This is a genomic window from Flavobacterium sp. (assembly GCF_044361015.1).
Classification (GTDB): domain Bacteria; phylum Bacteroidota; class Bacteroidia; order Flavobacteriales; family Flavobacteriaceae; genus Flavobacterium.
On record NZ_JBIKJL010000030.1, the window covers coordinates 1 to 13,037 of the forward strand.

Here is a 13,037-nt window from a genome sequence, read left to right on the forward strand (position 1 = left end):
CGTCCACTATGGGTTTTTCGTTATGATTTTATAAAGATTTACAAGAGGATTAATAGTCCTCTTTTTTTTTGTGGAGTGTATTGCTTGGTTTTTTATCGTGTTTTCCTTCACTATTGGTCATAAGTTCCCTTACCCATAAAATTAGTTTTTATAGGAACTTGAATTTTGGCTATAGCCAAGATACCACGCAGGCGGTCCTCGTTTATCAAAAATGAAAATCGTATGCAAATGGCTTCTACAAGCCATTGAAATTCCATTTGTAACTAAATCGATACTGTTGACAAAGGCATCAATAAATCTAACGGGATTGTCAGAGCGATGGTGTCTTCTAGACTACTCACTTGAAGCTGATTGCCTAATATTCCTTGTCCCGAAGTGTCGGGATGTTGCAAGGTTTAAAATAAGAAAAATATGTTTTTCTTACAAGTGTTTTTTTATATTTGTTTGTGGGTTGTGAGGTTTTTTTAACAGTCTGACGTTATGTGTAACCATAGGACGACCCAATTAACAATAAAACAAAAATAGAAAATGAGTTTTTTTAAACGACTATTTGGCAAAGCTGAAAAACCAATGCCAAGAGAATTTACAGAGCAAGAACACGAACTTGACTATGAACAAAAATCAAAAGGACTTGAAAACGTGCTTGGTAAAATGCACGACTTGGTAGGACACGCAATTATTCCTTTTGCGGTTGGTGGTGCGGTAGACATGTATTATTTTCCAAACCATATAAAAGGAACAGGCTTTGCAACAATGGAACTTTTAGAACCTGATGGCACTGGACCTTTACCAAACAGACTTGGCACTTATGAACTAGTTGCCTTTACCAAACACGATTATAACAATAGCGAGGACACACAAACACCTTTTAACCTTATTGAAAGAAAAGTTTGCGGTTTCTTCACGACAATTGGATTTTTCTCTCGACAAGCAGTTTTAAATCCAAATGAGACTTGCGAAGTTCCTAATGGAGAAGGAGAAGAAAACACTTGTTTGGTATTCGACCTTTACCAACCCGACAACAAAGAATTTAGAATTGGTGAAAGAAAGCATGATTTACTGTTGTGCTTACAAGTATTTAGGAGTGAAATGGAATTTTCAAGATCAAATGGAAGCGAAGAATTATTTAAGAAACTAAAAGAAGCAGGACATTATCCATATAGTGACTTGGACAGACAACCAGTAGCTTAGAAAATGGAAAGAATGGCTACACATAACGGGTTTTACGATATTGCGGGTCTCAGCGGTTTGCGAAGGTTCGAGGCTCGTAAAAAAGGTCAGTGCAAACTGGCAGGAAATCGCCTCGTAATCCCGCACGACACCATACCATCAACGCTAGGCATCATTTTGGTGAAATGACAGAAAAACAACAAAAGACATCAAAAAAACTTAAATTTCATTAATGGAAAATTGGATTGAATATATTGATTTGAAATTTTCAGAGTATGAACATTTTAATTCTCACGAAAATAAAAACAGGTCGCTTTCCAATATATTGATGAATGCCCACTGGCTTTCCTTCTTTATCATCATTGAAATTCAACTCTGATAGTTTTACCAATTGTGGTTTTCCGTCTATTACTTCATATTTTACTTTACCTGAACTTCCAATAACTTGATAAGGTAGAATTCCATATAGCTCTTCCGCCCTCGGTCTCATAAAATCCATACCTCCGTCCGAAACTATAAAAGTTTTATACTCATGAGCTCTCAAATACGCTAATAATTCAAGCATTGGTTGATAAATCATATCTTTATAAAGTTTCACAGTTTTAGGATGTTTAGCCGTTTTTATCCAATTTTTAACACTAGCCGAAAACGCATCGGTAGTCATATCGCGGCATGGCTAACTTTTAAAATTTGAATAGCGCTTTTTCTACACCAGCTATTACAATTTTCATATCTCCTTCAAGTATGGCTTTAAATGGTTTATTATCTTTCCATACAGGATGTTGAGGAGCCATCGCTTTTATTTGTTCAATAGCAAAGAAAAACTGAAAATATATGGGTTGTTCACTCCACAAGGTACCATCGTTATCAAAGCAAGTAATTCGATCAGCCACTGGAATGAAATCAGTACTAGCTTCTTTTGTGGTTTGGGTGACAAAATCAATAATCTTTTTTTTTGTAGTTCCTTCATTCCAAGATGGTAGAGGATCATTTTTAACTTCTGCTTTCTGTTTTACAATTTCATTTTTTGTTGTAGACTGCTTACAACCGAAAATAAAAATTGTCATCAAAACCAATTACAAGATTCTATATTTATATTGCTGTTTCATAGCTAATATTCTACAATAAACCAACGGACACCATAATGATGACCGTTGGTTTTAATTAATTGGTGATAAAAATTACTTAATTTCTATTGTAACTTGTTCTATATCTCCATTGAATTTACTTGAGTGACCGGCTTTGTAATTATTACTTACGTTGGTGGCTTCGTCCATTCCAACATCAGCTCCTTCATCTAAACTAAACATGTTGGCATTGGTTTTATCAATCCTTCCTTTTCCGGCTTCAATACCATCTATAATGAAAGTTCCATTTCCGCCTTTACCTAAACCACCGCCATCATAATCAAATTTAAATACGATAGTATGTTTTCCTGGTGTTAATGCTTTTGTTGCTTTAACATCATACTGTGATTTACCAACCCAATTGTAGGTAAACATAGGAACTCCATTTAACATATATAAACTATAACCACCAAACAGACCTCCCATGGCAAGAATAACACCATTACCATTTGCTGGTACTGTTACATCGGCTGTAAAAACCGAGCTTTTATTTTTAATATTTATGAAAGCGTTTTCTTGTAAACCGCCCATGCCGCTGTATAATGTCATTTTAGTTCTACCCGCCATAGCATCAGGTCTTCCTGCTATTTCCGGATTTAATCTTTCAACACTTCTATCGTCTAAAGGAAAAACTTGATATTTCACTGCTTCTTTCGCAAACAAATCTTTCATTTCTTTTAATTTTTGAGGATTTGCGGCAGCCACATTGGTGCTCATACTAAAATCTTTGCTTACATTAAAAAGTTCCCAAGTATCCTCTGATAATGGACCACGGGGTGTTGTTTCCCATGCAGCTCTATGAACCACTCTTGCCATCCAACCATCGTTATAAATTCCTCTATTGCCAGCAATCTCAAAATATTGAACTTTGTGTGTTTCAGGTGCTTTTGCATTAGTAAAAGTTGAGACCATACTCACGCCTTGTATAGGCTCTTGCTTTACGCCATTGACACTTGTTGGTTGAGGCACATTACACAATTCTAAAATTGTTGGCGCAATATCTATTACATGGTGAAACTGATCTCTGATTTGTCCTTTATCTTTAATCATTTTAGGATATTCGATAATTAAGCCATTTCTAGTACCACCAAAATCTCCTGCAATTTGCTTCGACCATCCAAATGGAGTGTTACCCGCAATTGCCCATGCTGCTGCAAAATGACCATATGATTCACGACCACCAAATTTTGGTATTTGTTTCTCTAAATCATTCATTTCTTCCGGAATAGCATTGAAATAGGTATTCTCATTAAATAAGCCATTAGCCGATCCTTCGGCACTGGCTCCATTATCTCCCAAAACATAAATAAAAACTGTATTCTCTAATTCTCCAATAGATGCTATATAATCATGTAATCTACTAATTTGATCATCGGTGTGCTCTGCAAAACCAGCATACACTTCCATTTGGCGGGCATATACTTTTTTCTGAACAGGCGTTAAAGAATTCCATGGTTTAATAAAAGCATCCGTTGGTGCTAATTTAGTACCCTTAGGAACAATTCCCATCGCTATTTGGCGAGCCAATGTTTTTTCACGAAGTTCATCCCAACCGCCATCAAATTTCCCTTTGTATTTGTCAATATAACTTGCAGGTGGTTGATGTGGGGCATGACAAGCTCCCGGAGCAAAATACATATAAAAAGGCTTATCTGGTGTCATTGATTGCTGTGCTTTCATCCATTCAATCGCATTGTTTGTCATATCGGTAGTGAAATGATAATTTGGATCCTCAGAATCTACTTCAGCACGGGTTGTTCCATTCCAAACGCCAGGGAAAAACTGATTAGTTTCACCACCCATAAATCCATAAAACTTTTCAAAGCCCTGACCAGTTGGCCAATTTTCAAAAGATCCTGAACTATGAATTTGCCAAGCTGGTGTTTCGTGATTTTTACCAAACTGAGCTGTATTAAAACCGTTCAGTTTTAAAACCATTGCAGTTTGTGCAATAGATAGTGGTCTCACTCCAGTATTGCCAGGAAATGCAGTTGCAATTTCGGTAATACCAGCCATGTTATTACTATGATGATTGCGTCCGGTAAGTAATGCAGTTCTTGTTGGTGAACACAAGGCGGTTGTATGAAAACGGTTGTAACGTAATCCGTTTGCTGCTAATTTATCAGCAAAAGGCATGTTAATTGGTCCACCAAATGTATTACTCATACCAAAACCAAAATCATCTACCAATACTAAAATGACATTGGGTGCGCCTTTTGGTGCTTTTACTTCCCATTGTGGAGGAGCGGTTGCTTTTCTTGCATCTTCTTCGGTATATGGCTTGCCTACTGGTGGTGTCATAGGAAGTACCATACGAGTTTCTCTTGTTTGGGCATAAGTACTGATTGATAGCAATGCTGAAATAGCATAAAAAACTAAATTAAAATTTTTTTTCATCTTTTCAAATATTGAATTTTTAATAAATTAATTGAGCTAATTTAATAACAATTATTTAAAAATAAATGAAGAAAATCAATTATTTTATGTTAATTTAACATGAAGTAAGAAACGTATTAGTTTTTAAATTTATACAAAACACTTACTTTCATAAAAAAACGAATGCCTAATAGCTAGAGTTTCGTTGGGCTTGCAAAGCCAACACCCGAGCCAACGGCGAACGGACGAAGTAATGAAACTCCTGTTGAACCCTTCGATAAACTCAGGACAAGCTCACCGATTACATGTCCGTCCACTATGGGGATTTCGATGTGTGATTTTAAAGATTTTCAAGAGGATTAATAGTCCTCTTTTTTTTGTGGAGTGTATTGCTTGGTTTTTTATCGTGTTTTTCCTTCACTATTGGTCATAAGTTCACTTACCCATAAAATTAGTTTTTATAGACATTTGCTTTTTGGCTATCGCCAAGAAACCACCCAGGCGGTCCTCGTTTATCAAAAATGAAAATCGTATGCAAATGGCTTCTACAAGCCATTGCATCTCCAGATTGCGAAGGCATTCTTTTTCTAATCGTCTGGAACTGCGAATGCCGTTAATTGGTATTTTTTAAAAAAATATAAAATGATGGCACGAAATACATCAATTTTAATTGGGGAATATTACGAAAGTTTTAGAAACAGACAAATTGCAACAGGAAAATATAATTCTGTAAGCGAAGTTGTAAGAGCTGCATTGCGACATTTTGAGCAGGAAGAAATTCAAACAAAATCTCTAATTGCGGAATTAGAACTTGGAGAAAAAAGCGGAAAAATTAGAAATTTTAACCGAACAGAAAATCTAAAAAGGTTAAACGATAATTTCCAAAAGTAATGGCTAAATAAATCATAAGTGAAAAAGCTTTAGAAGATTCGAATACTATTTTGATTTACACGGCTGAAACTTGGTCGATTGAACAAGCCAACCGATATTATAATTTTATAATGGATGAAATAGAATATGTAGCGGAAAACTTTGAAATAACAAAAGATTTTGTTAGCATTCGTAAAAATAATCGATATTCAAAAGTGAAATCGCATTTAATATTTTGCAAACAAATTGAAAATACTGAAATGGAATTTGTGAGAATTTTGCTCGAAAGAATGGATATTAAAAATAGATTTAACGATTAAAAAAAGCGATCTGCAAACAGCGGTTCCATTTTATTTCAGAGATGAGAGGTTTCTTTGCGGATTATAAAAAGTTGGAAAAAAAATCCGTTGTAGTGGAGGATTTTTTGGATAGGGAAACTGCTATTCAAATTCTTCAGGACAGTTTTAAAATGTATCAGGAGAAATTTAACGTTTAAGAGCGTTTTAGAAGTATAAATGTTTTCTAGTAATGGTTTTATAGTGTTTTTAACTATAAATGATTTTTTTGTTATTGACTTAAAATAAGTATTTGCACAATAATTTCTTCAAAGTAAAAACCACTCAATAACTGCTTCCAGAAGAGGTAAACAATTCATACCTTTGTAGAAATTGATATATTATGTTGACCCTCGGAACTTTTCATACGCTACGCATCGACAGAACCACTTTGGTAGGCCTTTTTCTCACGGATGAAAAAGACGACGTGTTGTTACCCATTAAATATGTTCCGAAGAAGTTTGAAATGAATGACATGCTAGAGGTTTTTGTTTATCTTGATCATGAAGAACGTCCGGTGGCAACAACCCTTAAACCTTATATTATCCTGGGTGATTATGCTTTTTTGCGGGTGAATTACACCAATGAATATGGAGCCTTTTTAGATTGGGGACTTGAAAAAGATCTTTTTGTTCCTTTTCAAGAGCAAGCTCGACCCATGGAACAAGGGAAACGATACATGGTTCATATGTATCTGGACGAAAAAACAAACCGATTGGTTGGTTCCAGTAAGATTAACCAATTTCTTAGCAAAGAACCTTTACATCTTGAAAGTGGGGCACAAGTTGATTTAATCATTTCACATATTACCGATTTAGGAATAAACGTTATTGTTAACGGATCACACAAAGGGCTTGTTTATAGAAATGAGGTGTATACTGATTCTATACGTCCCGGTGATAAAACAAAGGGTTATATTAAAATTATTCGCCCTGATGGAAAAATAGATGTTACATTTAATCGAATTGGTGTGGAGGCCATTGAAGAAAATGCACAAGTTATTTTGGATGAACTTAAAGCCAGTCGTGGATTTCTTCGTTTGAACGATAATAGCTCTCCGGATGATATAAAAACCATTTTGAAAATGAGTAAAAAAACATTCAAAAAAGCAGTAGGAACGTTATACAAACAAAAACTTATTGAAATCAAAAACGACGGAATTCATTTGTTGACTTAAGTAATGAGGTAAAGGAAGTTTTTAAAAAGAAAACACCATGATAGCACGAAATAAATTATATCTTTTCCTGAGTATTTTTTCTTTTTTATTTTTGATTATTGGAATGTTTAAAAGTTTTGAAAAGGTTACTTATCTTGGTGTTATCTTTGATATTATTTGGATTCCTATTTTTACACTTACGCTAACCTTACCTTTTTTGAACAGTCTTGAAATCATTAAAAATAATGATCAGTTAAACTTGTATTACTGGATTGCATTAGTTTTTAATGTGATTAGTATGATTTTCATACTTCGTTATTTTGGATTAGGGTTGTTGTAATAATTATGAAGACATTTCATAACCAAATAAGTTGTGTAGATAGAATTTAAATAAACTCTATTTTATGGTTTTTAGTTCTAATAAACTCTAATAAAAAGAGAAAGTTTATTCCTTTTCTAACACATAGGGGTAATCACCAAATAGTGCCGCAAGTTTTGTGGCTTTGTATGTTTTTAAGGTGTATTTATTGGATAGGGCTATAATCACTACAGTATCATTCTTCATGGTTGTGTAGGAAGAAGTGTTGCCGTGCCACCATCCGTTGTGGTAATGTAATGTTTGCCCGGTTTTCCATTCGTTCATGCGAATGCCTAAACCATAGTTGCGAATGCCACGTTTTTCGTAACTGTAGCCTCTTAGGGCTTCTGCCATTAAATCTTTTCTTAAAAAGGTGTTGGAATAAGTAGCTAAATCAAATTTCACTAAATCTCTCGGGGTTGAATAAATGTTTTTGTCACCATAAATAGCATCGTATTGATCCCAACTGTGAACGACATTGTTTCCTTTGTAGGATTGGCTTACAGCATTTTTTTGAGTATTGAAATCAATTACAAACGAATTGTTCATTTTTAAAGGTTCAAAGATTTTCTCCTGCATAACTAACGGATAGGATTTTCCCGTTACCGCTTCAATAACTAAAGCTAAAATGGCATAGTTTGTATTGCAATAATCAAAATGGGTATCATTCTTTGTATTTAAGGCCAGTTTATATTTGCTTAATATAGTAAGTACATCTTGATTAGAAAGCATTGTTCTTAGACTCCAACCTTTAATTAGTATTTCAAAGCGAGTATAATGCGGTAAACCACTTCTGTGATTCAATAACGTCTTGATGGTTGTGTTTTGATACGGAAAGCTAGGTAAATAAGTTTTTACCTTTTCGTTTAAATCGATTTTATTTTCTTGAACCAGTTTTAAAACCAGCGTTGCTGTTAAAACTTTACTCACAGATGCTAAATGAAGTGGAGTTGATTCTTCATTGACTGTTTTTTTAGCATAATTGGCGTAGCCTTTATACTCTTCATAAATAACTACTCCGTTTTTAGCCACTATGAATCCGCCACTAAAGTCGGTTGTGCCAATATATTTTTTATAATAGGAGGAAACTTCATTTTCTTTTTCATTTCTAAATTCTTTAGAAACGGGCTTCAAATTTAATTCTAAAGGAATGGTAATTTGAGAAGAATCTGTTGCTGTGGTTTCTTCCGGGATGTAATGAGCTAACAGTGGTGCATCCACTTTTTTCTGACAGGAAAAAGCGAAAAATAAAGAAATAATTGCTAAAGCAATTGATTTTTTAATCATGCGTATGTGGTAATCTGCTTGTTGGTTAATCAAAACTAACCTTTTTAAATTGAAATATTCTTAAATTAAGTCAATTTTAGGATTAATTTTCAACAAGTAATTAACAAATAAATCTTGGTCTTTTGGAGATAAATAAATGTCATCAAAATTATTGTAATATATATAAAGTCCATTATAATCTAATGAAGGTTTTAAAAAGCATTCATTGTATAACCCTTTTTGATGTTTAATTTTTCGGATAGATTGGATGTCAATTTTACCACGTATGGGACCGGAACAATAATATAAATCACTCTCTTTAATGGTGTATTTAGTGTCTAATAATATCCAAAAAAAAGTTGAACCAATGAGCATGAAAATGATTGAACCAATCATGATTTCCGCTCTTGGTGTTTCAAATAATAAACCCATTAAAGCTACGGAAATCATAATGGTTGGTATAATTGTCAGTATTAATCCACTGGACAAATGAATGGAAGACTTGAAAACCATACTTGTTTTTTATAAACCTAATGCTTTTTTTGTATAGGTATTATGAACTGTATACATTTCTGATAAATCGATTTTTTTACTGGTCAACCGAATAACTTCAGCTTCTAGAAAGGAAGTTGTGGAAAATGACCAGCAGGTTCTTGTAATATACTTAAAAATAACAGGCGTTGCTTCAATATCTTTAATGGTTTGAAATTCATAAGTTTGAGAAAAACTTATACTAGTGAAACATAAAAATAATAGGCAAATTGAATTTTTCATTTTTTTTAGATAGTATGAAGAGTAAAAGAATTTACTAAGTTATCAAGAATTAGTTTCCCGCCATTTTCAGTTTCACTAAAAACAAGAATTGAATAGAGTTTATTTAAATGTGCGATGGTATAAACCTGAGCAAAATAACGGCCAACACTATCAATAGAACGCAAAGCAAGCAAAGATTTATATTCCACAAAAACTTCGGAAATCAAATTTACTTTTAATCCCATTTGTCCGGCAAAATTGTTAACGCTACCGTTTTTTGAGTTTTTCAAAACTTTTTTGTTTACCTCTTTATTGGTGGAAACATCTAATTCTTTGGGATAAGTGGCATCTAAAAATAAAATCATCGCTCCTTCATGCATTGCTTGATACATTTTTAAATGGGTATCACCAGCTTCAGTAACAATTTCCTGTTCATCAATTGTTGGTTGGATAGGAAAAGTTAATTCAAATTCTTCTGTTTTTACAACTTGAGCATTGACATAAAATCCTAAAAGTAAAATACTTACTAAGGAAAGGTATTTTTTCATGATTATTTTTATAGATTTCAAAAGTTAAAAATACTATTTTTACACGTAAATCGTATTGTTATGGAAGAAATAAATTGGATAACAGCAAAAGAGTTTGAAGATATCACGTATAAAAAGTGCAATGGCGTAGCCCGAATTGCTTTTAATCGCCCGGATGTTCGGAATGCATTCCGACCGAAAACAACTTCAGAATTATACCAAGCTTTTTATGATGCTCAGGAAGATACTTCCATAGGTGTCGTTTTATTGTCGGCTGAAGGACCTTCTTCAAAGGACAGTATTTATTCGTTTTGTAGCGGTGGAGATCAACGAGCAAGAGGGCATCAAGGATATGTTGGTGAAGATGGAATGCATCGTTTAAATATTTTAGAAGTTCAACGCTTAATTCGCTTTATGCCAAAAGCAGTGATTGCTGTAGTTCCCGGATGGGCTGTAGGTGGCGGTCATAGTTTACATGTTGTTTGTGACTTAACGTTGGCCAGTAAAGAACACGCTATTTTTAAACAGACAGATGCCGATGTTACAAGTTTTGACGGTGGGTATGGTTCTGCTTATTTAGCCAAAATGGTTGGACAGAAAAAAGCCAGAGAAATTTTCTTTTTAGGACGCAATTATTCAGCTCAGGAAGCTTTTGAGATGGGAATGGTTAATGCTGTTGTTCCTCATGATGAATTGGAAAATACGGCTTATAAATGGGCCCAGGAAATTTTAGCAAAATCACCAACGTCAATTAAAATGCTCAAATTTGCTATGAATTTAACCGATGATGGTATGGTAGGTCAACAAGTTTTTGCAGGCGAAGCAACTCGATTGGCCTATATGACTGAGGAAGCAAAAGAAGGAAGAAATGCATTTTTGGAAAAAAGAAAACCTAATTTTGAAAAGAAATGGCTTCCGTAATTTTCAAACTAAATAGATTTAATTAAAAACACCTACTTTGGAAGAATTTAGCAATCATTCTGTTTCTTTTGATTCATTACCAAAATTTGAGTTGGCTACCTTAACGCCTTTGAATAAAGATTACTTGAATGTGATTTATATTGGTAATTCTATATTCTCAATACTCATCGCAATTGGGTTACTTATATTTTTATATTTCAATGAAAGTATTCGAACTTATATTATTCCGATGATAATTATTTTAGTTTGTTGCATTGGATTAGTTTTTTGGGCTTCAACCGTGGGATTCAAAAAAAAAGGATTCGCCTTGCGGGAAAAAGATATTATCTTTAAAAAAGGCATATTGGCAACGACAACTACAATTATTCCCTTTAACCGAATTCAACATGTAGCTTTACATGAGGGAGTTTTGTCCAGAATGTATCAGTTGAGTGAGTTACAAATTTATACTGCCGGAGGAAGCAGTAGTGACATGCATATTTCGGGTTTACAAAAAGAAGAAGCAGAAAGAATAAAATCTTTTTTATTGACTAAGATTGTAACTCCAATTGATATCTTTTCAAACACCGAAATTGAGTTGGAAAAACCAATTGAAACAGCAATAGCTAGCAAAGAAGCGAGTGAAAAATCTGAACCGCAAAACTGAAACAATGGCATTCGATTTTAGCAAACCACAGCACCAATCGGTTAAAGGAATAGCCATCATGTTTGTAGACACTTTGCAAAACATTATTCGTGGATTATGGGTTCCATTGTTGTTGATACTTTACAAATTTGATTGGAGCAAAATGGTGTTTTTTGGTATTGGTGTCTTTGTAATTCTATTGGTTATAGGAATAATTGCTTATTTACAATATAAAAATTTCACCTTTTTTTTAGATGAGGAAAAGGAAGAATTTGTGATTCAAAAAGGAGTGATTACTAAAAATAAAATAACTATTCAATTAGATAAAATCCAACAAGTAAATATCAATCAATCGGTTATTCAAAAATTAGTTGGTGTTTTTAGTGTTGACATTGATACAGCCGGAAGCAATAAAAAAGAAGCTAGTATTCGTGCCGTTGATAATGAAATAGCATTACATTTAAAAAATAGGTTGTTATCTTTCGAGAAAATAACAGAAACAGAAAAAACTGAAGATGATAGGGAAGAAGTTCAAAAACCATTTTTAAAAATTAGCTTTCTCACATTAGTTAAAGTCGGGATAACATCAAACTATGGTAGAAGTATTGCTTTAATCTTAGGGTTTATAGGTTCCTTGTATGGTGGGTTTTCAGATGTTGCTTATTCGTTGGAAGTTAATGAACAACAAGTGACCGGTTTAGTTGAACAGGGATTTAATTATTTTTCGTTTTCGTTTTTTTTGTTACTAGGTTTAACCTTGATTTTAGTTATTAATTTAGTGAGAACTATCGTTAAAAATTTTGATTATCAAATGGTGCTTCAAAAGAAAGCTTTAGCCATAACGTATGGATTATTTGCTAAAAAGAACACCTTACTCAAACCGGAAAAAGTTCAAATAACCGCTTATAGTCAGAATTTTTTTCAACGAAAGTTGAATTTATTTGATTTAAAAATGAAACAAGCCTCTTCGACAGATGAAGCTGAGAAGGATGCTAAAAAATCAGATATAGAAGTTCCCGGTTGCAATAATATGGAACGAGAAGCAATTTTAAAAATGATTTTAAAAGACCTGCCCCAAACCGAAGAAGTAATAAATCCGAATTACAGGTATTTAATTATGACTGTTTTGTTTGGAATAATTATACCAAGTACCATTTTTATAAGCTTAGGTGTATCAGTTTTTGAAATTCTACAGCCATATTTTCCATTTGTTTTGGTTTATGTTTTGTTTATGGCTATTGTATTGTTTTTTAAATTTAAAAATTACCGGTTAAAACTTTCCCATAAATTTATTGTTATAAAAAGCAATGCTTGGGACATTGAACATCAATTATTACAGCCTTTCAAAATACAAGGAATAACTACAAAACAATTTTTTTGGCATAAAAAAGCAGATGTAGTCCATATAACTTTTCATACTGCTGCAGGCGATGTCGCATTTAAATTCGCTAATTTTTCTTTGTTAAAACCATGGATTAATTATTGGCTTTATGAAGTAGAACGCACCGAGCGAAGTTGGATGTAAATACACAATAATTCTATTACCTTTGTAC

The 13,037-nt window shown here is 33.5% G+C and carries 17 protein-coding genes; 9 read left to right on the plus strand and 8 right to left on the minus strand.

What is annotated here, in order from left to right:
- Positions 1-263: 263 nt before the first annotated feature.
- A complete protein-coding gene (locus ACIQ2Z_RS08470; RefSeq protein WP_396183708.1) occupies positions 264-392 on the minus strand; it encodes a hypothetical protein in 129 nt (42 codons plus the stop codon).
- A gap of 136 nt (positions 393-528) precedes the next feature.
- Here ACIQ2Z_RS08470 and ACIQ2Z_RS08475 point away from each other — a divergent pair, with 136 nt between their 5' ends.
- On the plus strand, positions 529-1,191 hold the full coding sequence (locus ACIQ2Z_RS08475; RefSeq protein ID WP_396183709.1) for a suppressor of fused domain protein: 663 nt from the start codon (positions 529-531) through the stop codon (positions 1,189-1,191).
- Between the two features lie 247 nt (positions 1,192-1,438).
- On the opposite strand, the gene ACIQ2Z_RS08480 is transcribed toward ACIQ2Z_RS08475, so the two are convergent.
- The 3 genes from ACIQ2Z_RS08480 to ACIQ2Z_RS08490 all read right to left on the minus strand — a co-directional run bounded on the left by ACIQ2Z_RS08480 (position 1,439) and on the right by ACIQ2Z_RS08490 (position 4,694).
- Positions 1,439-1,834, minus strand: a complete 396-nt coding sequence (locus ACIQ2Z_RS08480; RefSeq protein WP_396183710.1) for a hypothetical protein — start codon at positions 1,832-1,834, stop codon at positions 1,439-1,441.
- 19 nt (positions 1,835-1,853) lie between these two features.
- Positions 1,854-2,237, minus strand: a complete 384-nt coding sequence (locus ACIQ2Z_RS08485; protein WP_396183711.1) for a hypothetical protein — start codon at positions 2,235-2,237, stop codon at positions 1,854-1,856.
- 114 nt (positions 2,238-2,351) lie between these two features.
- Positions 2,352-4,694, minus strand: coding sequence for an arylsulfatase (locus tag ACIQ2Z_RS08490; RefSeq protein ID WP_396183712.1), 2,343 nt, complete (start codon positions 4,692-4,694; stop codon positions 2,352-2,354).
- A 621-nt stretch (positions 4,695-5,315) separates the two neighbouring features.
- Here ACIQ2Z_RS08490 and ACIQ2Z_RS08495 point away from each other — a divergent pair.
- The 5 genes from ACIQ2Z_RS08495 (at position 5,316) to ACIQ2Z_RS08515 (ending at position 7,374) form a co-directional block, all read left to right on the plus strand.
- Positions 5,316-5,564: a type II toxin-antitoxin system ParD family antitoxin gene (locus ACIQ2Z_RS08495; RefSeq protein WP_396183713.1), complete on the plus strand. Its 249-nt coding sequence runs from the start codon at positions 5,316-5,318 to the stop codon at positions 5,562-5,564.
- Between the two features lie 14 nt (positions 5,565-5,578).
- Positions 5,579-5,863, plus strand: a complete 285-nt coding sequence (locus ACIQ2Z_RS08500; protein WP_396183737.1) for a type II toxin-antitoxin system RelE/ParE family toxin — start codon at positions 5,579-5,581, stop codon at positions 5,861-5,863.
- A gap of 32 nt (positions 5,864-5,895) precedes the next feature.
- Entirely contained in the window at positions 5,896-6,039 is a 144-nt protein-coding gene (locus tag ACIQ2Z_RS08505) for an inorganic diphosphatase (protein ID WP_396183738.1), read from the plus strand.
- Between the two features lie 182 nt (positions 6,040-6,221).
- Positions 6,222-7,055, plus strand: coding sequence for a S1 RNA-binding domain-containing protein (locus ACIQ2Z_RS08510; protein WP_396183714.1), 834 nt, complete (start codon positions 6,222-6,224; stop codon positions 7,053-7,055).
- A gap of 37 nt (positions 7,056-7,092) precedes the next feature.
- Positions 7,093-7,374, plus strand: coding sequence for a hypothetical protein (locus tag ACIQ2Z_RS08515; protein ID WP_396183715.1), 282 nt, complete (start codon positions 7,093-7,095; stop codon positions 7,372-7,374).
- A gap of 105 nt (positions 7,375-7,479) precedes the next feature.
- Here the strand turns inward: ACIQ2Z_RS08515 and ACIQ2Z_RS08520 are convergent, their stop codons facing one another.
- The 4 genes from ACIQ2Z_RS08520 to ACIQ2Z_RS08535 are packed head-to-tail and all read right to left on the minus strand — an operon-like array spanning position 7,480 to position 9,959.
- A complete protein-coding gene (locus tag ACIQ2Z_RS08520; protein WP_396183716.1) occupies positions 7,480-8,712 on the minus strand; it encodes a serine hydrolase domain-containing protein in 1,233 nt (410 codons plus the stop codon).
- A 27-nt stretch (positions 8,713-8,739) separates the two neighbouring features.
- Positions 8,740-9,171, minus strand: a complete 432-nt coding sequence (locus tag ACIQ2Z_RS08525; protein ID WP_396183717.1) for a PH domain-containing protein — start codon at positions 9,169-9,171, stop codon at positions 8,740-8,742.
- Between the two features lie 9 nt (positions 9,172-9,180).
- Positions 9,181-9,432 carry a hypothetical protein gene (locus ACIQ2Z_RS08530; RefSeq protein WP_396183718.1) on the minus strand — a complete coding sequence of 84 codons (252 nt, stop codon included), beginning with the start codon at positions 9,430-9,432 and terminating at the stop codon, positions 9,181-9,183.
- A 5-nt stretch (positions 9,433-9,437) separates the two neighbouring features.
- On the minus strand, positions 9,438-9,959 hold the full coding sequence (locus tag ACIQ2Z_RS08535; protein WP_396183719.1) for a hypothetical protein: 522 nt from the start codon (positions 9,957-9,959) through the stop codon (positions 9,438-9,440).
- 60 nt (positions 9,960-10,019) lie between these two features.
- Here ACIQ2Z_RS08535 and ACIQ2Z_RS08540 point away from each other — a divergent pair, with 60 nt between their 5' ends.
- Genes ACIQ2Z_RS08540 through ACIQ2Z_RS08550 form a run of 3 tightly spaced genes read left to right on the plus strand, consistent with a single transcriptional unit; the run spans position 10,020 to position 13,009 of the window.
- The gene (locus ACIQ2Z_RS08540; protein WP_396183720.1) at positions 10,020-10,859 is read left to right on the plus strand and encodes a 1,4-dihydroxy-2-naphthoyl-CoA synthase; all 840 of its coding nucleotides are present in this window, start codon (positions 10,020-10,022) and stop codon (positions 10,857-10,859) included.
- A gap of 37 nt (positions 10,860-10,896) precedes the next feature.
- Positions 10,897-11,505: a PH domain-containing protein gene (locus ACIQ2Z_RS08545; RefSeq protein WP_396183721.1), complete on the plus strand. Its 609-nt coding sequence runs from the start codon at positions 10,897-10,899 to the stop codon at positions 11,503-11,505.
- A 4-nt stretch (positions 11,506-11,509) separates the two neighbouring features.
- Positions 11,510-13,009, plus strand: coding sequence for a PH domain-containing protein (locus ACIQ2Z_RS08550; RefSeq protein ID WP_396183722.1), 1,500 nt, complete (start codon positions 11,510-11,512; stop codon positions 13,007-13,009).
- The last annotated feature ends 28 nt before the right edge of the window (positions 13,010-13,037 follow it).

Bases quoted from the DNA above. Each gene is read 5' to 3' on its own strand.
- ACIQ2Z_RS08550 (WP_396183722.1), top strand. From the start codon at position 11,510: ATGGCATTCGATTTTAGCAAACCACAGCACCAATCGGTTAAAGGAATA.
- ACIQ2Z_RS08510 (WP_396183714.1), top strand. From the start codon at position 6,222: ATGTTGACCCTCGGAACTTTTCATACGCTACGCATCGACAGAACCACT.
- ACIQ2Z_RS08535 (WP_396183719.1), bottom strand. From the start codon at position 9,959: ATGAAAAAATACCTTTCCTTAGTAAGTATTTTACTTTTAGGATTTTAT.
- ACIQ2Z_RS08540 (WP_396183720.1), top strand. From the start codon at position 10,020: ATGGAAGAAATAAATTGGATAACAGCAAAAGAGTTTGAAGATATCACG.
- ACIQ2Z_RS08525 (WP_396183717.1), bottom strand. From the start codon at position 9,171: ATGGTTTTCAAGTCTTCCATTCATTTGTCCAGTGGATTAATACTGACA.
- ACIQ2Z_RS08490 (WP_396183712.1), bottom strand. From the start codon at position 4,694: ATGAAAAAAAATTTTAATTTAGTTTTTTATGCTATTTCAGCATTGCTA.
- ACIQ2Z_RS08475 (WP_396183709.1), top strand. From the start codon at position 529: ATGAGTTTTTTTAAACGACTATTTGGCAAAGCTGAAAAACCAATGCCA.
- ACIQ2Z_RS08485 (WP_396183711.1), bottom strand. From the start codon at position 2,237: ATGACAATTTTTATTTTCGGTTGTAAGCAGTCTACAACAAAAAATGAA.
- ACIQ2Z_RS08515 (WP_396183715.1), top strand. From the start codon at position 7,093: ATGATAGCACGAAATAAATTATATCTTTTCCTGAGTATTTTTTCTTTT.
- ACIQ2Z_RS08495 (WP_396183713.1), top strand. From the start codon at position 5,316: ATGATGGCACGAAATACATCAATTTTAATTGGGGAATATTACGAAAGT.
- ACIQ2Z_RS08530 (WP_396183718.1), bottom strand. From the start codon at position 9,432: ATGAAAAATTCAATTTGCCTATTATTTTTATGTTTCACTAGTATAAGT.
- ACIQ2Z_RS08480 (WP_396183710.1), bottom strand. From the start codon at position 1,834: ATGACTACCGATGCGTTTTCGGCTAGTGTTAAAAATTGGATAAAAACG.